The organism is Mycobacterium sp. NGS68, from assembly GCF_059812195.1.
Map to the genome: position 1 here is coordinate 173,377 of NZ_JCALCE010000008.1, position 21,199 is coordinate 194,575.

The following is a 21,199-nucleotide window of genomic DNA, read 5'->3' on the forward strand; positions in this document are numbered from 1 at the left end:
ATGGCCGCGACGGTGCCCGATCACGAAGTCGTCCGCGACGCGGTGATGCTGGCGTGTCGTGCGCCGTCACTGCACAACAGCCAGCCATGGAGATGGGTTGCCGATGATGCGGGGTTGCACCTGCACGCCGATCCCGCCAGGCTCATTCACGCCACCGACCGCGCAGGCCGGGAACTGCTGCTCAGCTGTGGCGCGGTGCTTGACCACCTCCGCGTTGCCATGGCCGCCGCGGGCTGGGGCTGTAGCACGCGACGCCTGCCCGATCCGGAATTCCCGGATCACCTCGCGGCGCTTGAGTTCCGGTCCATCGCGGGCGTCGGTGACAAGGAGCGGCACCGTGCGGACGCGATCCGTCGGCGCTATACCGACCGCTTGCCGTTCGACCCGCCCACTCGGTGGAACGCTCTGCACTCGGCGCTGGTCGCTTCGGTGGCCCCCTACGGCGTGCTGCTGGATGTGGTGGCCGACGATGACCGGCCGGCTCTGGCCGAGGCCTCTCGTCTCACCGAGACCCTGCACCGATATGACACTTCTTACCTGACTGAACTTCGCTGGTGGACTTCGCCATTCGCGCCGGAGTCGCGCCTGCCGCAACATCTGCTGGTATCCAGCTCGGAAGCGGCCCGCGTCGATGTGGCCCGGCGTTTCCCACCCGGAAGTGAGACCCAGCAACGCAGCCACGTCGAACACGACCAGTCCAAGATCGTGGTGCTGTCCACCCATGACGACACACGGTTGAACGTGTTGCGCTGTGGGGAGGCGCTGTCGGCGGCATTACTCGAATGCACCGCGGCGGGCATGGCCACGTGCACGTTGAGCCACATGACGGAGTTGCCGCAGAGCCGCGACATCATCGCGCAGCTCAGCGGCACGGCCGGCTTGCCGCAGTTACTGATCCGAGTGGGACGCTCGCCGGCTAGCGGGCGACTCATCGAGCACACCGTGCGGCGCCCGGTGAGCGAAGTGCTCGAGTTTGATTCCGGTGGGATGGAGACGACGCGATGAGTCGGCACTGGCTGGTCATGCAAACCCCGGCGGACGGGGAACCGATGCCCTACGTCGCCCGGGTGGCGGGTGCCGGCCGGCACCTGCCCGGTACGCGCCTGACCACCGACGAACTGATGGCCAGCACCAAGCACCGCACCCACATCGACCTGGAACGGCTGACCGGGATCCGCGAGCGCCGGGTTTCCTCGGGCGAGGACGACTCCTACAGCCTGGCCACCACGGCGGCGCTGAACTGCCTCGCCACCGCCGGACAGGATCCTGCCTCGCTCGACGTGGTCATCAGCTGCAGCATCACGAAATTCCGCGGCGGTCTCACCCAATGGTTGGAGCCGACGATGAGCGGCGCGATAGCCCGCGGGATCGGGGCGCATCAGGCGATGACCTTCGACGTCTCCAATGCGTGTGCCGGAATGCTCACCGGGGTAACGATTCTGAACAACTGGATCCGGCAGGGCATCGTCGAGCGGGGGCTGGTCGTCAGCGGCGAATACATCTCGCAGCTCAGCCAGAACGCGGCCCGCCACATCCGCAACATCATGAGCAAGGAGCTCGCCTGCCTGACCCTCGGCGACGCCGGCGCGGCGCTTCTGCTGGAGCGTGCCCCGGCCGGGTCGGCAGGCATCGAGCTTGCCGGATTCACCACCGTCGCCGACTACAGCCGGCTCTGCCTGGCCTATCCGCAGGGCCACGACCCCGGCGCGCGGATGTTCACCAACTCCCGCGCCATTCAGAAGGCCGCGATCGCCAACACCCCGTTGCTGCTGCACGAAGTTCTTGACGCAGTGAATATTTCGATCCACGACATCGACCACGTGATAACGCACCAGACCTCGGCTCGGGCGATCCGCAAAGGAATGGCCGCAATGACGGAGTCGTTCGGCGGGACCCCGCGCCACGACGCCGTGATCACCGTCGACCGCTACGGCAATACGGCGTCGACGACGCACACGGTGGCCCTTGTCGAGGAACTCGAGGCCGGACGCATTGCGGCCGGCGAACGCGTCGCGCTGCTTGCGTTGGCCTCGGGCCTGGAGATCGGCGTGGTCTTGTTGACCCTGGACGAGGATTTGGTGAGTCGGTATGGGCACAGTGATTGATCGGATCGACATCGCGCGCCCGCGATTGCGTGGTCGGCACAGCGCACTGCACTTGGCCGTCACCGCGGCCAAAGACTGTTTGCAGCGCGCCGGATGTGACCCTGACGAGTTGGATCTTGTGGTCAACGCGGGGATCTACCGCGACCGCAATCTGGGGGAGCCGGCGCTGGCCGCGTTGATCCAGGACGATATCGGGGCCAACCCCGAAGACCCGCATGCCGGCGCCCACGGCACGTTCTCCTTCGACGTCGCCAACGGCGGTTGCGGCGTGCTCACCGCGCTGCAGATCGTCAACGGATTCTTGAGCTCCGGCAGCGTCCACCGCGCGCTCGTGGTCGCCAGCGACGCCGATCCCGGCCACGGGATGAGTGAGCACTTCCCGTTCTCGCCCGTCGGCGCGGCGCTGTTGTGCAGATGGACGCAGAGCAGTTCCGGCTTGGGTGCCGTGTCCTGGGTGAACGCGGACCATGGCGAAAGCGAACCTGCGTTCTGCGCCACGGTGGGGTTTGCCGACGCGCGTAATATGTTGCGGTTCAGCGAGTCCGACGATATGGATGAGAAATTCGCCGCTGCGGCCGCTAAAGCCGCACGCGCCTGCCTGGACGCGCACTCTGTGCCGCTCTCGGACATCGATGCGATCATCGCGGCGCCAGCCCGTCACGGGTTCCGCGCTGCACTGGGCAGGGAGCTCGGGGTGCCGATCGAGCGGATCAGCATCGGCGACGACGAGCGGATGCACACCGCGGCGCTGGCCGCGGCGCTCGAGCGGCAGGGCACGCGGCTGGCGCCGGGAGCTCAGGCCTTGTTGGTCGCGGCCGGGGCGGGCGTGACCGCCGGTGCCGCCCTGTACCGCCAGCCCTAGCCGGCCGGGGCTTGTCTGACAAGCGGATTCGCTGCGGTGTGAGTACTCACGTGAGTGACACGCCCTACTCGGCGAGTTCGTCGAAGGCGCTCGCAAGATCGCCCATGAACTCGACTTGAACCTGTCCGGTTCCGGGGTCCACACGCGATATACGTTGGAACTTACCTTCTTTCCAGAAGTACAGATTCTCGCTGATCGCGCCCGGGTAGTGCTGGTTGAAGAACGGGCAGATCTGGGACATCTGGTTGAGCGCGGCGAAGAGCTTTCGGTGAGTTTGCAGCGGGTGCACAATTAGCACGCTGCGTGCGGGCACGCCGACGATGACCCCCCGTGACACGTCCGGAATATACTCGGGCGCCAGCGCTTTGATGTCGACGATCTTCGACGCGATGAACGACGACGCGCCCAACAACGCATACACGTCGGCCTCGGCCGAGTCCGGTTGCTCCACCGTCTCGATCGGCTCCGCGATCGTGTTGCGGCGGGCGATCTGCCGCAGCAGGTCGTTGTCGTATGCGGCGACCTGTTCGCTGTTCATGAACTTGACCACGTCCGGGAAATCGAGGCACAGCACCTCGTGCAGGCCATCGGCCAGGGGCCACGCGTAGGAGAGTATGCCTCGGGCCTCGTCGATCTGGGCGCTGGAAACGATGCGCGACCGGACTCGGGTGGCGACCTCGGACCAGGGCATCTGATCGGTAGCGGGGAGACGTTCTGCCGCGCTCGTCAACTGGACGAAATGATGAGTCACGATCGCACGCCACTCCGTTTCGGGGGCGTTGTGGCAGGCGGCCACCACATTATCCAGCCCGTAACAGACGCCGTCAGAGCGTTGCAGTGCGTTGCCGTCGGCGTTTAAGGCCGCTTCAATACCGTTGTCCGCCAAAGCCTCCAGGGCGTACCGCCGAATCTCGGTCATCTGCTTGGCGGTCATGTTCGGGAAAGCCTCGTCGGCCGGATCGAAGGCGCGGTGCTGGTAGCTCTTTCCGGCCGCAAGCAGGTGCCGCGCGGATCCGGTGAGGTCGTGCTGCTCGCCGAGCACGCGCACGCAGTCGTCGATCAACCGCTGCGTGTGGTCCGTGGCGGCGGTGTACTCCTGACCCCGCCAGAGCGCGAACGCCAGGTCGTAGCGCGCGCCCAGCGCGGCCTCCGAGTCGTCACCGAAATCGCGGCTGTTGCTGGCGATTTCCTTCTTGACCGCGATGACGGTGTCCAACAGTTCGACCGCCTTCGCGCGCTGCTTGGCACCGTATCGGGCGGCCTGTGCGGCAATATCTTCGGTCAGCTCGTCGCTGCCATGCTCCTCGATCTCCATGTCCTGGTAGATGTCGGCGGCAAGTTCCTGTTCGTCGTCGAGATTGGTCTGCCACTCGGCGCGCCGCGCGGCCAACACCTCCCGCCCGGCTGTGGTCAGCGGGTGCTCGGCGCCCAGCACCCGGGTCTGATCCTCGACCAGCACCGCCCAGTCCGCCACCGCGTCGAGCAGCCGAGTCCCGGTGTCCTGGCCCCACAGCGCGCACACGTGCCGCGCCGCCAGCATCTGCTCGCTGTCATAGCCGAACACCTTGCGCAGCAGGGGAAGCATGCCCATGACCTCGGCGACGGCGCCGCCGGTGTCGCCCAGTTCGCCGCGCCAGGTTTCCTGCATCAGCCGGCTGGCCAGGGTGTCGGCATGTTCCTCGCCGAGCAGACGCCGGCGGACCGTCAGCACCCGGGCGATCTCGTCGATCGCGCCGGTAACGTCACCGAGGCAGCGGCGCCAGAAGGCGAAGTTGTGGCGCGCGGTCAGCGTGGTGGGATGCTCGGTGCCGAACACGCGCTGCTCGTCGGCCAGCAATCGGAGCCAGGTGATCAGCATTACGGCCGGGTCGGTACCGTGCGGCTGGCAGCTCGCCAGCGTGTGCCGGGCGAGCATCGTGTCGACGTGATCGGCGCCCAGTTCGGCCTCCAGCAGCGGGAGGAGCTGGTCCAATTCGCCCGCGGCCGTCGCGGAGTCGCCGGTCTGGTGGCGCCAGTTGGCGACCGCGAGCCCGAGCGACAGACTGTCCCGGTGCCGCGGGCCCCACGTCCGCCGGTTTTCGGCGAGCAGCTGCTCACCCGCGGCGAGCGCGCCGGCGAAATTCCCGGCCGCGCGATGCGCCTCCATCAGCCCGCGCAGCGCGGCCAGCGTGGACGGATGCCGCTCTCCCAAGCTCTCGCGTAATGCCGTCAATTGACGTTCGCGGTCGGCGACGGTCAGGTCAGCACCGGCGGTGTCATCCATGCCCACGGTCATGACTACCAATGCAACGCGACGCTCGACGGCTAAGCAACGTCCATTGGCGAGCAGACGCAAAAGCCCCTGTTTCGGACCGCCAGGGGCTTTTGCGTCTGCTCGCGCAGCTGGGCTAGCTGTTGCGCCTGATCTTGAGCGCCGTGGTGATCATCGGGATCTGCAGCGGCAGGCGCGCCAGGGCGGCGACGCGCATCGGCCACGGCTTGTCCCACCACAGCCGGACCATGTTCAGGTTGCCCGGGTACACGGCGATGAACAGCGCGGCGGCGGCCGTCGCGGCGGCCCGCCGGGTGCGGCGCGGCAGCAGCAGCGCGCCGATCACCACCTCGGCGACGCCCGAGGCGTAGGTGTAGAACCGCGCGCTTCCGGGCAGCTCGACGGGGATGATGTCGTCGAACGGTTTGGGCGCCAGGAAGTGGACGGTGCCGACGCCGAGTAACAACGCCGCGGTTCGGTACGCGGCAGTCTGCCCGGCGTCCCGCTCAACAAGTGGTGTGGTCATGGGATCCATTCTGTCTTGCGCACGTGTCCTGCGTCGGCGCGGCTGCCACACTGTGGTGTGTCCGGAATCGACTTCGACTCGGTATCGCCGATAATTCCCGTCCGAAACCTGGACGCCGCCCTGGACCGCTACCGCCGGCTCGGGTTCGACGCCCGCGGCTATCAGGGCCCGGAGCGGTACGGCTTCGTGGACCGCGGGTCGGTGTCCATGCATCTGACCGAGTGGGCCGAGCACGACCCGCTGCGGACCGCCGCCAGCGTGTACCTGTACGTCAGTGACGCCGACGCGCTCTATGCCCAGTGGCGCGCCCTCGACGACCTCGGCGGTCGGCTGCATGCCCCGCACGACACGCCCTATGGTCTGCGGGAGTTCGCCTACGTCGACCCAGACGGCACCCTGCATCGCGTCGGTTCGCCGCCGCGCCCGTCGTTGCCGTGAAGATCGTGAAAATAAAGTACCGCGGTACTTAATCGGGGGCCCCACCGCGGCCGCATGCTCATCCGGTGGCCGACTATCTGAGCGAGCGTGAGCAAGCGCTCCGCAAATTGCCGCTGCCCTACTCGCTTGCGCTGCGGCTGCGCGACGCGGGTGTCCCGCGAGAGGTGATCTGCGAGTACGTCGGCGTCGAGGACGACGCGTCCCTGGATGGCGTCTACCGCATCGCCGAGGCCAAACTCGTCGCGCTGCAAGAGTAGGCGGTGCTTGACCGCACCTGGCCTACGCTATTCGGGTGCGGATGACGTGGCCGCTGGTCGGCCGGTCACAGGAAATGGCGGTCATCGAGGACGCCATCTTCGGGGCGGCCACGCCCGGGATCGTCGTCGGCGGTGCGGCCGGTGTCGGAAAGAGCCGGATCGTGCGTGAGGCGATCGTCGCGGCGGCCTCGCGCGGTTGCGAAACTCGTTGGGCGGTCGGCACCGCGTCGGCGCGGTCGCTTCCGCTGGGATCGTTCGCCGCCTGGGTGAACCGGCGCGCACCGCACAACAATCAATTGATTCACGTCGTCCGCGACGCGATCGAGTCGCTGACCGCTTCACCACCGAACTCTTCGGTGGTTATCGCCGTCGATGATGCGCATCTGCTCGACGACTTGTCCGCCTTTGTCCTTCATCAGATCGTCCTGCGGCGTACCGCGAAGGTGGTGCTGACGATTCGCAGCGGCGAGCCCGTTCCCGCCGCGGTTAAAGACGTATGGCACGGCAACGGGTTTGAGCGCCTGGACATGCAGCCGCTGTCGGCCGATGAGACCGCGACGCTGTTGTCGGCAACGCTGGGCGCACCGGTGGACCCGGATGCCGCCCGGCGCCTCTGGAAGCTCACCCGCGGCAACGCGCTGTACCTGCGCAACATCGTCGAGCAGGAGGTAGCCGACGGACGTCTCGCGCAGCGTCATGCCTACTGGCGCTGGACCGGAGATCCGATTGTGCCGCCCAGCCTGGCCGAACTGATCGAGTCGCGGATGGGAACTCTGCCCGGCGCGGTCGGTGACGTTGTGGACGCACTTGCCGTCGGCGAACCGATCGAACTCGCGTCGTTGTCGCGAATCGCGGATTCGGCGGCGATCGAGGAGGCCGAGGTGCGTGGTTTGATCACGCTCGGCCCGGTCGACAGCCGGATCGAGGTTCGGCTGGCTCATCCACTGTATGGAGAACTCCGCCGAAAGCGGGCGCCGTCCACCAGACTGCGCAGGCTTCGGGGTCGCGTCGCGACGGAGCTCGCCGCCGCGCAAGATCACGACGAGGTGCGAATGGTGGTGCGGCGTGCGGTATTAGCCGTCGAGTCCGACCTCACGCCGGACCCGGACCTGCTGCAGAGAGCCGCCGAAGGTGCCATGTTCCTGGCGGATGCGCCGTTGGCCGATCGGTTGGCGGCCGCGGCTATCCGCGCGGGCGCGGGCATCCCGGCATACAACATCCGCGCCTTCGCGCTCGCGTGGCAGGGCCGTGGCGCGGAGGCCGACGCGGTGGTGGCGGCAACTCCCACCGACGGCCTGACCGACGACGAACGGGTGTTCCTAATTGGTCAGCGCGCCTTCAACAAACTGTGGGGACTCGCGGATCCCGAAGGATCAAAGGCCCTGATCGACGCAGCCGCACGCATCGCGACACCGTCCGCACGTGGCCTGATCGACGCCTATCTGACCGTCTACTGGGCGTCAATGGCACAGCCCGACAGAGCAATTGACGCCGGCGCCCGCGTCGACCTCGAGCAGCTGCCCGGCATTACCAGCGCGGCGGCGGCGTGGGCACTGGTCGTCGCGCACGGCGATGCGGGACACGCCGCGGAAGCAGACCGGACGGCCGAAGTCGGTCACGCCTGCGTGCAGCGCACGGCGACCGCCGCGCACATGGATCTCCTCATCGCCGACAGGCACCTCGGTGCGCTGGTGCAGTGCGGACGGCTCAGCGAGGCGAGTTCGCTGGCGGAGCAGGCGCGGCAGCAGATGACGGACGTTCCCGGCGTCGCTCAGCTACTCAGCACCGCAATCGTCGGACGGGCCGCCGCCGCATCGGGCCGCCTGGGGGAGGCACGAGCCTGCCTGGAAACCGTCGTCGAGCTCTTTGCGGGTGACTCCAACGGTTTTCGATACCGATACCTGATCCCGCTCACCACGGCGCTGGCGATGTGCGGCCTCACCACGGAGGCGGCGGCCGCGCTGGACGCCGTCGAGTCGGAGTACCACCGCAGTTACCAATTCATCGAGTATGAACGCGATCTCGCGCGCGCATGGGTAGCCGCGTGCCAGGGCGCGGTCAGCGAGGCGATTGCGTTGGCGCTGTCCGCGGCCGAAACCGCGCGTGCCAACGGGCAATTCGCCGCGGAGGTGGTGTGTCTGCAGGCAGCGACACAATTCGGTGACGGGTCGGCTGCGGCCCGGCTGGGCCAACTGGAAGCGATCGTCCAGGGCCCCCGGGTCGCGGTGGCCGCCAGGTTCGCCTCCGCCATGGCCGCCGGTGATGGTGCCGAATTGGCCTCGGTATCCGAGGCATTCGAAGAGATCGGCGATCTCGTCGGGGCGCTGGATGCGGCTGCCTACGCGGCGACGGCGTATCGCCAGAAGGGCCTGCGGGGCTCCGGGCTGGCCTGCTCGACGCGCTCCGACGCCCTGGCCGAGCGGTGCGGCGGTGCGGCTACGCCCGCGTTTCGTCAGGCCAGCGTGGACGTGCCGCTGACCCGACGGGAGCGCGAAATCGTGATGTTGCTGGGGGAGGGGCTTTCCAGCCGCGCGGTCGCCGAGCGCCTGACGCTGTCGGTGCGCACCGTCGAAGCCCACATCTACCGGGCAATGACGCGCACCGGGGTCTCGAGCCGTCAGGAGCTCGCGGCCCTGCTGCATCCCGCAGGGCGTATCACGCCGCCGGTCGGGCCGCGCGGTTGACGGCGTCGGCGGTCAACGCAATACCCCAGGCGCGGCCCGCGCCCAGCCGCATCGCCCTCGGATCGCCGGTGGTCAAGTAGGTGCGCGGGGCGTGCCGTTCGGCCCGCTGGGCGTGCGGGTACCGCGCCGCGACCGCGGCGGCCATCCGTTCGGCGGGGTCGATCAGCAGGGTGTTTGGCAGCGCCGCCGCGAACCATTGGCTCGCGGCGGGGTAGTGCGTGCAGGCCAGCACCAACGCGTCGACCCCTCGCAGCGGCGCGACGATCCTGGCCAGGTCGGCGAGAAATGGCGCCGAGCCCGTCCGGCCGGCCTCGATGTGCGCGGACAACGGCTGCGCCACGCGGGACACGACCGCCCGGCCGGTCCGGGCGAGCCCTCGACGGTAGTAGCCGCCGGCGATCGTGCGCCGCCCGCCCACGACGCCGACCGACGCAACGTCGTCGGGAACGGAAGCCACCCCGTGACCGATGATGCCCTCCACCGGAATCCGTGCCGCGCCAAGCCGTCCGGTCACCGTGCTGGCCGCGTTGCACGCCAGCACGACCTCGGTGGCCCCCCGGTCGGCCAGGGAGGTGACAACGGTGGTCAGGCGGGCGGCCAACTCCTCGGTGCCCATCCGGCCGTAGGGCGTCTCCCCGGCGTCCGACCAGTACAGCACCGGGAGCCCCGGCGCCACCCGGTCCAGGGCGCGCACCAGGCCGATGCCGCCGATGCCCCAGTCGACGATCCCCAGGCAGGCCATCGGAGTCATGGGTAGCTCAGCGGGGCCGTCTGGCCCTTTTCCAGCGGTCCGGAATCGAAGGCCACCACCCGTGCCGACATGGTCGCCGTCAGCGTTTCCAGCCGGGTACCGGGGAAGCGGCTTCCGAAATACCATCGGTACTCGTGCTCCGCACGAATAGGGTTGTGCCGCAGCATGTTCAGCCAGTCCGGGTGGGTGGTCAAGGCGGCCAGGTCCTTTGCGAACTGCGGCCGGGACCGGCGCGTGCGCAGGTGTTCGACCGCCGAACGCGCCAGCACGCCCACCTCGCGCATCCGCATCGGGTGGTCGACCATGTCGACCACCCACAGCCGGCCACCCGGAACCAACACCCGGCGGATCTCGGCCATCACCGGATCCCAATCCAGGTAGCGGAACGACAGGAACGAGATCACCACGTCCACGTGATCGTCGGGAACATCCAGCGCAGGCCCGTTGACCTTGATGAACCGCAGACGGGAGTAGTCGCCGCTGCGTTCCCGGGCCTTGGCCAGCATGCCGGCCGAAGCGTCGGCCCCGATGCCGAAGTCGATGGCACCGCGGTCATCCAGCTCGCGCAGCAAAGCGCCATTGCCGCAACCGATTTCCAGCACCCGCAGGCCGCGACCGAGCTCGGCACGGGCCTCGGCGGTTTTCCGTGCCAGCCACTGCCACTCCGCCTGACGGACGGTGATGTCGGCGTAGGCGCGGTCGTAGAGCTCGGCCACGCGGTCGTAGGACCGCTCCGGATGCGACTCGGCGGGCAGGCTTTGCACCAGCGGTTCCGCCGCGCAGCCGGAATACTTGCGGACCGAGCCGCTCCACCCGTGCGATTTCTTGCCGGGGGCGGCGATCAAATAAAGACTCGGGCGGGCCTCCGGATGGCGACCCGCCCACGCAAACCGGTCTTTACGCGCAGACACGGTGGTGTAGTTGTAGTTGCCGTACGTCGGGACTCCGAAGACGTCGGCAAAGAACGGCGCGAACCAGCGCGCGGTGCGGCAGGCGTGGAAGTACGCACTCCCATTGGTGGCGAACGGAATTGCCATGTAACGCCATTCGTGCGGCGAGAACTGCTCGGGCCAGTCGGTGGAGCCGAACATCGGCCCGTACATCCCGGCGTGACTGATCAGGTGCAACTCGCGCACCACGCGGCCCGAGCCCGCGAAGCCGACCAGCTCGGCGGTGAAGTCGGCCTTGTGGTGCAGGCCGGAGACGATCACCTCGGCGTCGGGATGCGTGGCGGCCAGCTCGCGGGCCATGGTCGCCGCCGCGACCGCGAACTCGGCCGAGCCGCCACGGTAGTGCGTGGTATACGCCACCCAAACCACCGGTGCCCGTTGGCTTTCTGGTGCGACTGCGGAGAACGGCAGGCGGGCGTGATCGCCGTCGGGAAGCCATGCGCCGTAGTTGCCCACCAACTCCAGCATCTCGGCGCGCTCTAGGTCGAACACCCGCATGCCGGGCGCCGGCGGGCTGTAGAAGTGCAGGGTCAGGCCGTATTCGCCGGCCGTCATGTCGTGGATGACGTCGGGCGTGATCGGAATCGGCGCACCCTCGGGGCGGACGGCGGTCTCGGTCACCACCAATCGCGGCCCTTCCCAGCCGAACCGCCGCTCGGTGAACGTGCCCTCGACAGGGATCACGAAGCCGCCGGAGCCGCCGTGGTCGTGGGGTGCGCAGCTGTGTCGCGGCCGCCAGCGGGCGAGCATGACCTCCACGTCGTCGTCCATTCGCAGGATCGTGCGTGAGTACGGCTCACCGTCGCCGGGCAGCTGCGCGAGGATGGACAGCCTGGGCCGGGCGGTTGCGACGCGGGCCAGCAGCGCGGGGCCGGGCAGCTCGCCGCGCGCGGCGACCGCGGCGAGATCGTCGAGGAGGGGGGCCAGCTCCGCGAGCCCATTGCGGGCCGCCGGCGGCAGGACGTGCGTAGTTTCGGTCATCTCGGTTTCCTCGTGCGGCGAACATGACCGGGTGGGGGACCAAGCGTCGTAGCTGTCCCTGGGCGGCCGTTATGCAACGCTGCCGCGGGGGCCTTGACGGATTCTTGGAGGATTCTTGGAGTGGCTGGACGAGCAGACGTAATAGCCCCCAAAACGCTCCGGTTTTGGGGGCTATTACGTCTGCTCGGCAGGTCTAGGTGACCCACTCCGGCTGGCCGGAGGTGTCCACTGCGGAGAAGTCCTTGTGCCCCAGGCCCGCCACGCAACCTCCGTCGACCACAAACTCCGAGCCCGTCGAGTAGCTGGAGTCGTCGCTGGCAAGGTAGATGACCAGGTTGGACACCTCTCGGGGCTGGGCAATCCGACCCAGGGCCGTCTGGAAGATGTCCTCGGGGACCCATTCCGTCATCGGGGTCTTGATGAGGCCGGGGTGAACGGAGTTCACCCGAATCCCGCTGGGCCCCAACTCCAATGCGGCCGACTTGGTCAGCCCTCGGACGGCGAATTTGGTTGCGGTGTAACCGTGGCAGGCGATGGTGCCGGCCAGCCCCTCGATCGACGAGATGTTGATGATCGAACCGCGGCCGGCGTCCTTCATGGGCTTGACGACCGCCCGAATGCCGAGGAACACCCCGGTCAGGTTGATGTCGAGGATCCGGTGCCATTCGGATAGTTCGTAGTCCTCGATGGTGCCGACGTTGATGATCCCGGCGTTGTTGACCAGCACGTCGACGCCGCCGAATGTGTCGACGGCGGTGGCCACCGCCGAGTCCCACTGCTCCGGCTTGGTCACGTCCAGCGGGACGTACCGACAGGAGTCGCCGACTTCCTTGGCCACCTGCTCGCCCTCATCGTCGAGGATGTCGCCGAATACCACCTTGGCCCCCTCGTCCACCATCGCCCGCACGTGGGAGGCGCCCATCCCGCGCGCGCCGCCGCTGACGAGTGCGACCTTTCCTGCCAAGCGTCCTGCCATGTAGTCCTCCAGATCGTCGGGATTGCCTTATGTTCTCAGCTCGTAATCGTCGGGGTTCGGGCGGTTCGTCCACTTCCAATAGTCGACGATGCGCCAGGCATACAGCGTCGGCACCGAACCCGCGGCGTTCTTGTAGTAGCTGGTCACCGCCGGGTGGGTATACACCATGGTCTTGAGCTGTTCGGCGCTGCGCCGGTTGTAGTCGTCGCAGACGTCCCTTCGCAGCACGGCCGAAGCGGCGCCCGCCGCCAGCACCATGTCGATGCAGCCCATGATGTAGCGCATCTGGCATTCGGAGTTGTAGATGATGCTCGCGCCGTTGACGGCGTTGGTGCCCGGCCCGTACATGCAGTAGAAGTTGGGGAAGTCCGGCACGGTGACGCCGAGGTATGCGTATGCCGCGTCGTTCCACCGCGTGTTGAGTTCCACCCCGTCGAGCCCGCGCACGTTGATGGGTCCGAGTTGGTGGTTGACGTCGAATCCCGTGGCCCACACCAACACATCGGCCGAGCGGTGCAGACCGTCGACGGTCGTAACGCCGTCGGCGGTGATCTCGGCGATGCCGTCGCGGATCAACTCGACGTCGTCGCGCTGCAGCGTCATCAGCCACGTGCCGTTGTCCTGCAGGGTGCGCTTGCCCATCGGCGGGTAATCGGGCGTGACCTTCGCCAGCAGGTCCTCGTCGTCGGTGAACGCACGCATCCAGGCAATGAACACCTCCCGAACCTGGTGGTTGGCCGCGCTCACGGACAGCCCGCCGTTGTCCCACTCCGGGTCGATCACCACCAGGTGGGCCGCGCCGTCGGCGATCGGCCACCACAGCACGAACCGCAGCCAGCGCCCGTAATAGGGCAGGTGCCGCACCGCCCATCTGGCTCCGTCGCCGATCGGTGCGTGGTAGTTGACGTTGGGGGCCATCCACTGCGCGGTGCGTTGGTACACGTCGACGTGCGCGGTGATCGGCGCGATGGCCGGCACCAGCTGGAATCCGGAGGCGCCGGCCCCGATCACGGCCACTCGCTTGCCGGTCAGGTCGACGGTGTCGTCCCAGTTCGCCGTGTGAAATGAAGGACCGCTAAAAGTGTTGGCGCCCTTGATCTCCGGGATGACGGCGTTGCTGAACTGGCCGACTGCGCAGATCACGGCGCGGGCGGTCAGGGTGTCACGACCGCCGTCGGAAGCGCGGGTCTCGACTCGCCAGGTGGCGGTGCCGTCGTCCCACGTCGCGCCCACTACTTCGGTGTCGAACCTGACGTGGCGGGCCACGTCGTGGCGGCGCATCACGTCGTCCAGGTACTGCAGGATCTCCGGTTGTTCGGAATAGAAGTGTGACCAATGGTCGGTGGGCTCGAACGAGTAAGCGTAGTAGTGGTTGGCGATGTCGACGCGGCAGCCCGGATAGCGATTGGCCAGCCAGGTGCCGCCCACCCCCGACTGCTTCTCGATGATCGTGAACGGCACCCCGGCCTGCTTGAGCTTGATGCCCGCCAGCAGGCCCGCTTCACCGCACCCGATCACCACGACGGGAAAGTCCGCGCGCTGCTCGGGCGTCGAGCTGAGCGCCGGGCCGTTCTGGTCGGCGTCCGACAGGCGCAGGTCCGCGGCAATGTAGTCGACGAACTCGTCGGTCACCTGCCCGGCGGTGATCACGTCGAGCATGTCCCGCAGTTGCCGTTCGTCCGGCAGGAAGGGCGTGGGGCATCCGCGGTCGCGGTAGGCGCGCACCACGTCGAACGCCCGCTCGCGGACGATCGCCTTGTCCGCCTCGCTCATTCCGCCCTGTATGTCCAGCGCGATCAGCGCGAACGGCCTCGGTAACTCGTCGAGCAGGCTCATGTCACCGGTCATGTGGACCATCGACATCAGCAGCGCGGGCACGCTCGCCTCGGCGATTGCCGCCCGGATGACCTCGTCGGAGTCGTCGAACGGCAGGCCGGTCAGCCGTGCGATGTCGATGGGACCGATGCGTGGAGATTGGACTGCGCCGTCCTGCATGCTGACAACATACACAGGGTTGAATTTGTATGGCCAGCACTCGCTGCGGTGCGGCGCATTGTCCATCGCCGTCGACGTGCGCGGGGGTAGAGTTGGCAAACATTGCCGACAGGCCTGGGTGAGGTGAGTTGTGGTGGACGCTGGTGCGGCGCGAGCGGCCAGAACATTGGTGCCGATTGGGATCTCGGTCTTCGCGGTCGCCGCCGCGGTGGTGCTTTCGACGGGACAGGAGCCGGGCACCGCGCGCGAAGGCTACCTATTGATTTCGACGACGACGGCCTCGGCACCACCGGCGATTCCGCTGACACCCGTCGACGGCAAATATGTGCGGGTGGAGACGAAGTCGGGGGCCGTAAGTTGCTCCATCAACACCGAGCTGGTCGCTTGTCGGATGGCGGCGAACAACTGGCCCCTCGACTCCAGCGGACAGCACGAGCACCTGGCGAGTGTCAACGCCAACGGTGAGTTCCATTGGGTGAAAGCCGATCTCGGGCTACTCGAGGGCAAGGTGACTCTCGATTATCAGACCTACGCCGCGCAGGGCTGGACGATCGTCGCCGGCCCCGACGGCACGAAGTTCACCAATGACCGCACCGGTCACGGCATGGCCGTCAGCGTGCAGAGCGTGACGCCATTCTGAGGTGCAGGAGCGGAAACGGGCGGCCGTCGGAATCGGTCGCCGAACGTCCCAGCAGGGTGAAACCGTGGTGCAGGTAGAACCCGACGGCCTGATGGTTCTGCTCGTTCACGTCCAGTGACAGATCGGGAACCCTTGCCGTCGCGTCGTGCAGCAGCGCGGTTCCCACCCCCTGGCCCCGGTGCTCCGGGTCGATGAACAGCATCTCCAGCTTGCCCTCAGCCAGTCCGGAGAATCCGACCGGTACACCGTCGAAAGTGGCCACGGTTAGCTCCACCAACCCCAGATATTCACCGGCCAAGCGCTTTTCGTAGTAATCGAGGTCGGCGGCGGACAGGAAATCATGCGTGGCGGCCACCGCATTCCGCCAGATAGCCACCAGCCCGGGCCATTCAACCGCGCCCCGACACGGCCGCAATGCCAGTTCGCTCGTCGCCCCCACGTCGACAGGCTAGCCGAACGAGCCGGCGGGGCCTGCCGTCGAGACAGATCTCGCCAAGTGTCAAACTCCTCTGCGACGGCCTCGAGCGGAAGGGAATCCATCATGAGCGGTGATCGCGCCAGTTCCCGCACGTATGTCGTGACTGGTGCCGCATCCGGCATCGGGTTGGCGACGGCCCAGCGCTTGCTTGCCGACGGGGCGTCCGTCGTCGGCGCCGACCTGGCTTCCCCGCCCGACCTCGGCCCCGACTTCAGGTTTGTGACGGCCGACGTTGCCGACGAGGCCGCGGTGGCGGCGCTGTTCGACGCGGTGCCCGACCGCCTGGACGGCGTGGTGCATTCCGCGGGCGTCGCCGGCGGCGGCCCGGTGCATCTGCTGCCGCGCGCCGAGTGGGACCGGGTGATCGGGATCAATCTCACCGCGACATTCCTGGTGGCGCGGGCCGCCCTGGCCAGGATGATCGAGCAGCCGCGAATCGGCGGGGAGCGCGGCTCGATCGTGACCCTGGCCAGCGTCGAGGGACTGGAGGGCACGGCGGGCGGCAGCTCCTACAACGCCGCCAAGGGCGGTGTGGTGTTGCTGACCAAGAACATCGCGCTCGACTACGGCCCCAGTGGCATCCGGGCCAATGCCATCTGCCCGGGTTTCATCGAAACACCCATGGCGCAGAGCGTCTTCGGGATCCCGGGGATGGAAGAGGCGGCCGCCTCGATCACCAAGGAGCACGCGCTGCAGCGGCTGGGCCGGCCCGAGGAGATCGCGTCCGTCGCGGCCTTCCTGCTGTCTTCGGAGGCATCCTTCGTCACCGGCCAGGCCATCGCGGTCGACGGCGGCTACACCGCCGGACGCGATCACGGCGTGGTGGCGCTCTTCGGCTTCCCGACCGACTGAACCCAGTGATAGGAAGGCACCCATGACGTCGACATCGGAGACAGCCCAGACTGGCGGTCAGATCGTGGCGCTGGCCCGCGGGATGCGGGACCTGGTGCGCGCCCAAGCGGACGAATCCGAGCGGGCGCGCACGCTCACCGATGCGATCGTCGACGAGATGTGGGCCAGCGGGCTGATGTCGTCGTTCAATCCTGTCGCCGCCGGCGGCAGCGAGCCGTCCTTCGCCGAGATGATCGACACGTGGATCGAAATGGCTTGGCAGGACGGCTCGTTCGGGTGGATCGGGATCGCGAACCTGCCGTCGTCGTTCGCGGCCGCGGCCTACCTGCCCGACGACGGCTTCGCCGAAGTGTTCGGCGCCCACGACAACCACGTCACGATGGGCGGCCAGTTCTTCCCCAACGGTCAGGGCCACGCCGCCGACGGGGGATACCGGTTGAGCGGTGCGTGGAGCTTCGGTTCGGGCACCGGTCATGCGCAGTACGTCGCCGCCGGGTTTTTCCCGATGGACAACGGAGAGATGCGTTGGATCAGCGAAGGCATCCCCGACATGCGAGTGGCTTTGCTGCCGCGCGACGAGGTCTCGTTTAACGACGGCTGGCATGTGCAGGGGCTCAAGGGAACAGGATCCTACGACTACAGCGTCGCCGACGTGTTCGTACCGGAGCGCCGAACCTTCCCGCTGTTCACCCGCGAGCCGTATCGTGGCGCGTCGCCTGCGACGCGGATGGGGCTGATGCCGGTGACGGCGGCCGGCCACGCGTCGTGGGCCCTCGGGGTCGCCAAGAGCATGCTCGACGACGTCGCCGAATTGGCGGCGACCAAGTTCCGGATGAGCGACATGGCGTCGTTGGCCAGCCGCCCGACCTTCCAGAAGGGGCTGACGCAGCACGTCGCGGCGTGGCGCGCCGCCCGGCTGCTGGTGCTGGACGCCTTCACCACCGCCGAGGCGGCCGTCGCCGCCGGGGAGGCGTTGACCCCCACGCTGCGCGCGGACATGCGCGCGGCCGCCAACCACGCCACCGATACGGCCCGAGGCTGCGCGGAATGGGCTCATCTGGTCGCCGGAACCACGGCGATCCGCGAGGGCAGCCGCCTCGAGCGGGCGTTCCGCGACATGTACACCGGAACCCAGCACGCCTTCATCAGCGAGAAGGTCGCCATGGATGTCGCCCAGGTCTGGCTGGGCATCGTCGACGACCAGTTCGGGCTCTAGTTTGCGCGCGCCTCCTGCGCGCGGCCCAGGTGGCGGAAGCCCGCACAGGCTTTCTTGATGCCCAGCACATAGGGCAGCGTGACGGCTTCGAACTTCAGCATCGCCGCCAGCCGGCCGCCCGTGGCGCGCTCGGGCACCGCGGGCGCGACGTCGGAGGTGGAGAGGTCGATGTAGTGGGTGTTGGTGTCTCCGATGCCCTCGAAGTGATGGGTCAGCGGCCTGCAGCGCCCGCGGAAGTGCTCATCGAGGCAATCGGCGATGGGATCGGTCATCAGGACGTATTCCGGCACCGGTACCTGATTCTTCAGCATGCGGTGCACCAGGATGACGTCGACGCCTGCGAGTTCGACGTGGCGCTTGACCTTCTGCTGCGCCACCTCGCCCTCGTGGGCGACGAACTTCAGCGACAGTTCGCTTAGCTGCGCGCAGCTCGCGCAGTCGCAGAGGTCATCCTTCTTCATCCGTTCCTGCAGCGTTATAAACGACCGACGCATGTCCGAGAGACGCTCGCAGACAAGCACTCTGGCGTCGCCGCCCGGCGCCCAGAAGAAGGCGGCGTCGCCCTCCAGCTTGGCCAGCTTCAGCCCTTTGCCGGCGTCGATGACCGCCTCCAGCAGGGCGGCCACCGTCTGGTGGGCGTGGGCCAGATGCATCCGGTTCCACTGCATGTAGTTCGTGTATCCGCCGATATCGGCGATGAGCAGAACGGCGCGCTGGATAGCCATGATTTCCGGATTTTATCCAGGCGGGGTCACGCGCGAGGCGTTCTTCGACCGGCGCGGTGGCATCCTTGCTGTGTGGGCCTGGTGTTCCGCTTGGTGGAGCTTCTCATCGTGATCCTGCCGCTGGTCGGGGCGATCGTCGCCGCGCACAAGGCGTTCGGTGCTTTCCTGCGGCGGAGTGCAAAGCCTCCGGAACCCGGTGCGCGTGGCGAGGCGGTGGACCCCGCGGCCCATGGCTCCGGCCGTAACCAGGCGGCCCAGTGGTCGGCGATCAAGCGGGTCGTCGACGAGCACCGCCGGGTCGATGCGCGCTGGCTGGACTACGAACTCGACATCGCCAAGCTGCTGGACTTCCCGCTGATGACGGACATGAGCGATCCGGTCACGATGGCATTCCACAAGGCCAAGCTGCGGGCGGACCTGCTGCGCCCCACTCGGGCCGAGGACCTGCTCGACGACCGCGAAGCCGCCGCGCAGTACCTCGCCGCGGTCCAGGACTACGTCACCGCGTTCAACGTCGCCGAGAACGAGGCGATCCGTCGGCGCCGCAGCGACTTTTCCCAGGACGCGCAGCAGCGGATCGCGCGTGCCCAGAGCCTGCTGCGCGTGGTGTCGGACTCCGCCGCGACGGCGCAGGAGCGGCAGCGTGCCTACGATCTGGCGCGCAAGGAGCTCGACGGACTGATCGTGTTGCCGCCGCCGACCCAGGCCAGAATCGAGCGTGGGATCGCCGGTGAACTCGACGGGTAGCGGATCGTCAGTGCCGCCATTACGGACCAGCCCGAAGTTGTAAACCCGGGGCCGCTTACCATCAGCGGATGCGCGGCTACAAAATCCTGATCACCGGCCCCAGCGGCCAGGTCGCCGGTCCCATCGCGCGGGCACTCGCCGCCGACAACGAGGTGTGGGGCATTGCCCGGTTCACCGACGCCGCCGCCCGTGCCTCGCTGGAGCAGGCCGGCGTCCGCTGCGAGGCCGTCAACCTGACCGGCGGGGACTTCAGCGCGCTCCCGGACGACTTCGACTACGTCCTGCACCTGGCGGTCGCCAAGAGCGGCCACTGGGACAAAGACCTGGCCGCCAACGCCGACGCGGCGGGCCTGCTGATGTCCCACTGCCGCGGCATGAAGGGATTCCTGTACTGCTCCTCGACGGCCGTCTACGACCCACCCGACGACCAGCCCCGCACCGAACACGCCGCGCTGGGCGACAACCACAAGGTGGTGTTCCCCACCTACTCCATCTCCAAGATCGCCGGCGAGGCGGTGGTCCGCTCTACCTCCCGGGTGCTTGGCGTGCCCACCACGATCGCGCGGCTCAATGTCCCGTACGGTGACAACGGCGGCTGGCCGTTCTACCACATGGAGATGATGCTGGCCGGAATCCCGATCCCGGTGCCGCCCGGCGGTCCGGCCCGCTACAACCCGATCCACCAGGACGACATCGTCGCGACCATCCCGAAGCTGCTCGAGATCGCCTCGGTCCCCGCCGTCACGGTCAACTGGGCCGGCGCCACGACCGTCAGCCTGCAGGAATGGTGCGAATATCTGGGCTCGCTGATCGGCCGGGAACCGGTGTTCCAGGAGGATCCGCGGGCGCTGAGCGGAGTGCCCATCGACCTGACCCGCATGCGCGAGCTCGTCGGCGGCACCTCGGTCGATTGGCGCGACGGGATCCGCCGAATGGTCGCCAAGTTTCATCCCGAGTTGGTGGGTGCGTGAATGTCGTTGGAAGGATGGATATGTCGAGAACGGTGGTGATCGGCGCGTCGAGCGGGCTCGGGCGCTGTATCGGTGTCGGCCTGGCCCGGCGCGGTGCGAACGTCGCGCTGCTGGCTCGCCGGCGCGAGCGCCTCGAAGGGGCGGCACAGGATGCGGGGGAGGGCGCAGTCGCCGTCGAATGCGATGTGACCGACCAGGATTCGTGCCGATCGGCGATCGACGCGGCCGCCGCCGCGCTCGGCGGAATCGACAGCCTGGTCTACGCCTCGGCGATCTGCCCGCTGGCGCGGATCGCCGAAACCGACGCCGAATTGTGGCGGCGGGTGATGGATACCAACGTGATCGGCGCGTCGCTCGTGACGGCGGCCGCGGTACCGCACCTGGCGGCATCGGGCGGCAAAGCCGTTTACCTGTCCTCCGATTCGGGCACGTACGGACCGCCGTGGCCCGGCCTCGGCGCGTACGGCGTCAGCAAAGCGGCCTTGGAGCGACTCGTCGAGGTGTGGCGCGCCGAATATCCGAACATCGGTTTCACCAACCTCATCGTCGGCGAGTGCATGGGCGGCGAGGGCGACTCGATGACCGGGATGAGTTCCGACTGGGACCGAGAGCTCGCCGCCAAGACCTACCCGCTATGGACCGCGCGGGGCTGCATGCCGGGTCAACTGATGCCCGTGGAGGATCTCATCGACGTGGTGCACACCATTCTGCGGACCAATGCGATGACCTCGATGCCGGTTGTCGTCGCCCGGGGAGCGTCCGCGACCCCGGCCGGACTGCTGGACGCCTAGCGA

General features: G+C 67.9%; 20 protein-coding genes. 12 read left to right on the top strand and 8 right to left on the bottom strand.

Going from position 1 to position 21,199, the window contains the following annotated elements; genetic code table 11:
- The 3 genes from AC5Y5V_RS11860 to AC5Y5V_RS11870 are packed head-to-tail and all read left to right on the top strand — an operon-like array spanning position 1 to position 2,967.
- The gene (locus tag AC5Y5V_RS11860; protein WP_499934697.1) at positions 1 to 1,005 is read left to right on the top strand and encodes an Acg family FMN-binding oxidoreductase; all 1,005 of its coding nucleotides are present in this window, start codon (positions 1 to 3) and stop codon (positions 1,003 to 1,005) included.
- Positions 1,002 to 2,105 (top strand): 3-oxoacyl-ACP synthase III family protein, encoded by a 1,104-nt coding sequence (locus tag AC5Y5V_RS11865; protein WP_499934700.1) that lies wholly within the window; start codon positions 1,002 to 1,004, stop codon positions 2,103 to 2,105. Before AC5Y5V_RS11860 ends, AC5Y5V_RS11865 begins: the two co-directional genes overlap by 4 nt.
- On the top strand, positions 2,089 to 2,967 hold the full coding sequence (locus AC5Y5V_RS11870) for a 3-oxoacyl-[acyl-carrier-protein] synthase III C-terminal domain-containing protein (RefSeq protein ID WP_499934704.1): 879 nt from the start codon (positions 2,089 to 2,091) through the stop codon (positions 2,965 to 2,967). Before AC5Y5V_RS11865 ends, AC5Y5V_RS11870 begins: the two co-directional genes overlap by 17 nt.
- A 64-nt stretch (positions 2,968 to 3,031) precedes the next feature.
- On the opposite strand, the gene AC5Y5V_RS11875 is transcribed toward AC5Y5V_RS11870, so the two are convergent.
- Positions 3,032 to 5,242, bottom strand: coding sequence for a tetratricopeptide repeat protein (locus AC5Y5V_RS11875; protein ID WP_499934706.1), 2,211 nt, complete (start codon positions 5,240 to 5,242; stop codon positions 3,032 to 3,034).
- Positions 5,243 to 5,354: 112 nt separating this feature from the next.
- On the bottom strand, positions 5,355 to 5,744 hold the full coding sequence (locus AC5Y5V_RS11880; RefSeq protein ID WP_499934710.1) for a DoxX family protein: 390 nt from the start codon (positions 5,742 to 5,744) through the stop codon (positions 5,355 to 5,357).
- A 66-nt stretch (positions 5,745 to 5,810) separates the two neighbouring features.
- On the opposite strand from AC5Y5V_RS11880, the gene AC5Y5V_RS11885 reads away from it, so the two are divergent.
- The 3 genes from AC5Y5V_RS11885 to AC5Y5V_RS11895 all read left to right on the top strand — a co-directional run bounded on the left by AC5Y5V_RS11885 (position 5,811) and on the right by AC5Y5V_RS11895 (position 9,123).
- Positions 5,811 to 6,182, top strand: a complete 372-nt coding sequence (locus AC5Y5V_RS11885) for a bleomycin resistance protein (RefSeq protein WP_499934894.1) — start codon at positions 5,811 to 5,813, stop codon at positions 6,180 to 6,182.
- A gap of 65 nt (positions 6,183 to 6,247) precedes the next feature.
- Positions 6,248 to 6,439: a hypothetical protein gene (locus AC5Y5V_RS11890; RefSeq protein ID WP_499934714.1), complete on the top strand. Its 192-nt coding sequence runs from the start codon at positions 6,248 to 6,250 to the stop codon at positions 6,437 to 6,439.
- Between the two features lie 41 nt (positions 6,440 to 6,480).
- Positions 6,481 to 9,123 carry a helix-turn-helix transcriptional regulator gene (locus AC5Y5V_RS11895; protein ID WP_499934897.1) on the top strand — a complete coding sequence of 881 codons (2,643 nt, stop codon included), beginning with the start codon at positions 6,481 to 6,483 and terminating at the stop codon, positions 9,121 to 9,123.
- Here AC5Y5V_RS11895 and AC5Y5V_RS11900 read toward each other — a convergent pair.
- The 4 genes from AC5Y5V_RS11900 to AC5Y5V_RS11915 all read right to left on the bottom strand — a co-directional run bounded on the left by AC5Y5V_RS11900 (position 9,095) and on the right by AC5Y5V_RS11915 (position 14,776).
- Complete coding sequence (locus AC5Y5V_RS11900; RefSeq protein ID WP_499934719.1) at positions 9,095 to 9,874, bottom strand: glutamate racemase; 780 nt, start codon at positions 9,872 to 9,874, stop codon at positions 9,095 to 9,097. The two genes, AC5Y5V_RS11895 and AC5Y5V_RS11900, sit on opposite strands and share 29 nt — an antisense overlap.
- Positions 9,871 to 11,805 (bottom strand): methyltransferase domain-containing protein, encoded by a 1,935-nt coding sequence (locus AC5Y5V_RS11905; protein WP_499934724.1) that lies wholly within the window; start codon positions 11,803 to 11,805, stop codon positions 9,871 to 9,873. Before AC5Y5V_RS11905 ends, AC5Y5V_RS11900 begins: the two co-directional genes overlap by 4 nt.
- 193 nt (positions 11,806 to 11,998) lie before the next feature.
- Positions 11,999 to 12,781, bottom strand: coding sequence for an SDR family oxidoreductase (locus tag AC5Y5V_RS11910; RefSeq protein WP_499934727.1), 783 nt, complete (start codon positions 12,779 to 12,781; stop codon positions 11,999 to 12,001).
- 27 nt (positions 12,782 to 12,808) lie between these two features.
- Positions 12,809 to 14,776, bottom strand: a complete 1,968-nt coding sequence (locus AC5Y5V_RS11915) for a flavin-containing monooxygenase (protein WP_499934731.1) — start codon at positions 14,774 to 14,776, stop codon at positions 12,809 to 12,811.
- A gap of 169 nt (positions 14,777 to 14,945) precedes the next feature.
- Between AC5Y5V_RS11915 and AC5Y5V_RS11920 the strand changes: the two genes are divergently transcribed.
- Positions 14,946 to 15,416, top strand: a complete 471-nt coding sequence (locus AC5Y5V_RS11920; RefSeq protein WP_499934734.1) for a hypothetical protein — start codon at positions 14,946 to 14,948, stop codon at positions 15,414 to 15,416.
- On the opposite strand, the gene AC5Y5V_RS11925 is transcribed toward AC5Y5V_RS11920, so the two are convergent.
- Complete coding sequence (locus AC5Y5V_RS11925) at positions 15,388 to 15,855, bottom strand: acetyltransferase (protein WP_499934738.1); 468 nt, start codon at positions 15,853 to 15,855, stop codon at positions 15,388 to 15,390. The two genes, AC5Y5V_RS11920 and AC5Y5V_RS11925, sit on opposite strands and share 29 nt — an antisense overlap.
- Before the next feature lie 102 nt (positions 15,856 to 15,957).
- On the opposite strand from AC5Y5V_RS11925, the gene AC5Y5V_RS11930 reads away from it, so the two are divergent.
- Both AC5Y5V_RS11930 and AC5Y5V_RS11935 read left to right on the top strand, forming a co-directional pair.
- Positions 15,958 to 16,746, top strand: coding sequence for an SDR family NAD(P)-dependent oxidoreductase (locus tag AC5Y5V_RS11930; RefSeq protein ID WP_499934742.1), 789 nt, complete (start codon positions 15,958 to 15,960; stop codon positions 16,744 to 16,746).
- Between the two features lie 22 nt (positions 16,747 to 16,768).
- Complete coding sequence (locus AC5Y5V_RS11935; RefSeq protein WP_499934746.1) at positions 16,769 to 17,962, top strand: acyl-CoA dehydrogenase family protein; 1,194 nt, start codon at positions 16,769 to 16,771, stop codon at positions 17,960 to 17,962.
- Here the strand turns inward: AC5Y5V_RS11935 and AC5Y5V_RS11940 are convergent.
- Positions 17,959 to 18,687 carry a DUF2652 domain-containing protein gene (locus tag AC5Y5V_RS11940; RefSeq protein WP_499934750.1) on the bottom strand — a complete coding sequence of 243 codons (729 nt, stop codon included), beginning with the start codon at positions 18,685 to 18,687 and terminating at the stop codon, positions 17,959 to 17,961. The genes AC5Y5V_RS11935 and AC5Y5V_RS11940 overlap by 4 nt on opposite strands.
- Positions 18,688 to 18,759: 72 nt before the next feature.
- On the opposite strand from AC5Y5V_RS11940, the gene AC5Y5V_RS11945 reads away from it, so the two are divergent.
- The 3 genes from AC5Y5V_RS11945 to AC5Y5V_RS11955 all read left to right on the top strand — a co-directional run bounded on the left by AC5Y5V_RS11945 (position 18,760) and on the right by AC5Y5V_RS11955 (position 21,196).
- Positions 18,760 to 19,434, top strand: coding sequence for a hypothetical protein (locus AC5Y5V_RS11945; RefSeq protein ID WP_499934754.1), 675 nt, complete (start codon positions 18,760 to 18,762; stop codon positions 19,432 to 19,434).
- A gap of 68 nt (positions 19,435 to 19,502) precedes the next feature.
- Positions 19,503 to 20,405, top strand: coding sequence for an NAD-dependent epimerase/dehydratase family protein (locus AC5Y5V_RS11950; RefSeq protein WP_499934758.1), 903 nt, complete (start codon positions 19,503 to 19,505; stop codon positions 20,403 to 20,405).
- Between the two features lie 32 nt (positions 20,406 to 20,437).
- On the top strand, positions 20,438 to 21,196 hold the full coding sequence (locus tag AC5Y5V_RS11955) for an SDR family oxidoreductase (protein WP_499934761.1): 759 nt from the start codon (positions 20,438 to 20,440) through the stop codon (positions 21,194 to 21,196).
- Positions 21,197 to 21,199: the final 3 nt, after the last annotated feature.

Coding starts and splice junctions, on each gene's coding strand:
- AC5Y5V_RS11940 (WP_499934750.1), bottom strand. CDS start 18,687: ATGGCTATCCAGCGCGCCGTTCTGCTCATCGCCGATATCGGCGGATAC.
- AC5Y5V_RS11950 (WP_499934758.1), top strand. CDS start 19,503: ATGCGCGGCTACAAAATCCTGATCACCGGCCCCAGCGGCCAGGTCGCC.
- AC5Y5V_RS11875 (WP_499934706.1), bottom strand. CDS start 5,242: ATGACCGTGGGCATGGATGACACCGCCGGTGCTGACCTGACCGTCGCC.
- AC5Y5V_RS11910 (WP_499934727.1), bottom strand. CDS start 12,781: ATGGCAGGACGCTTGGCAGGAAAGGTCGCACTCGTCAGCGGCGGCGCG.
- AC5Y5V_RS11935 (WP_499934746.1), top strand. CDS start 16,769: ATGACGTCGACATCGGAGACAGCCCAGACTGGCGGTCAGATCGTGGCG.
- AC5Y5V_RS11900 (WP_499934719.1), bottom strand. CDS start 9,874: ATGACTCCGATGGCCTGCCTGGGGATCGTCGACTGGGGCATCGGCGGC.
- AC5Y5V_RS11865 (WP_499934700.1), top strand. CDS start 1,002: ATGAGTCGGCACTGGCTGGTCATGCAAACCCCGGCGGACGGGGAACCG.
- AC5Y5V_RS11870 (WP_499934704.1), top strand. CDS start 2,089: ATGGGCACAGTGATTGATCGGATCGACATCGCGCGCCCGCGATTGCGT.
- AC5Y5V_RS11860 (WP_499934697.1), top strand. CDS start 1: ATGGCCGCGACGGTGCCCGATCACGAAGTCGTCCGCGACGCGGTGATG.
- AC5Y5V_RS11915 (WP_499934731.1), bottom strand. CDS start 14,776: ATGCAGGACGGCGCAGTCCAATCTCCACGCATCGGTCCCATCGACATC.
- AC5Y5V_RS11880 (WP_499934710.1), bottom strand. CDS start 5,744: ATGACCACACCACTTGTTGAGCGGGACGCCGGGCAGACTGCCGCGTAC.
- AC5Y5V_RS11895 (WP_499934897.1), top strand. CDS start 6,481: ATGACGTGGCCGCTGGTCGGCCGGTCACAGGAAATGGCGGTCATCGAG.
- AC5Y5V_RS11930 (WP_499934742.1), top strand. CDS start 15,958: ATGAGCGGTGATCGCGCCAGTTCCCGCACGTATGTCGTGACTGGTGCC.
- AC5Y5V_RS11905 (WP_499934724.1), bottom strand. CDS start 11,805: ATGACCGAAACTACGCACGTCCTGCCGCCGGCGGCCCGCAATGGGCTC.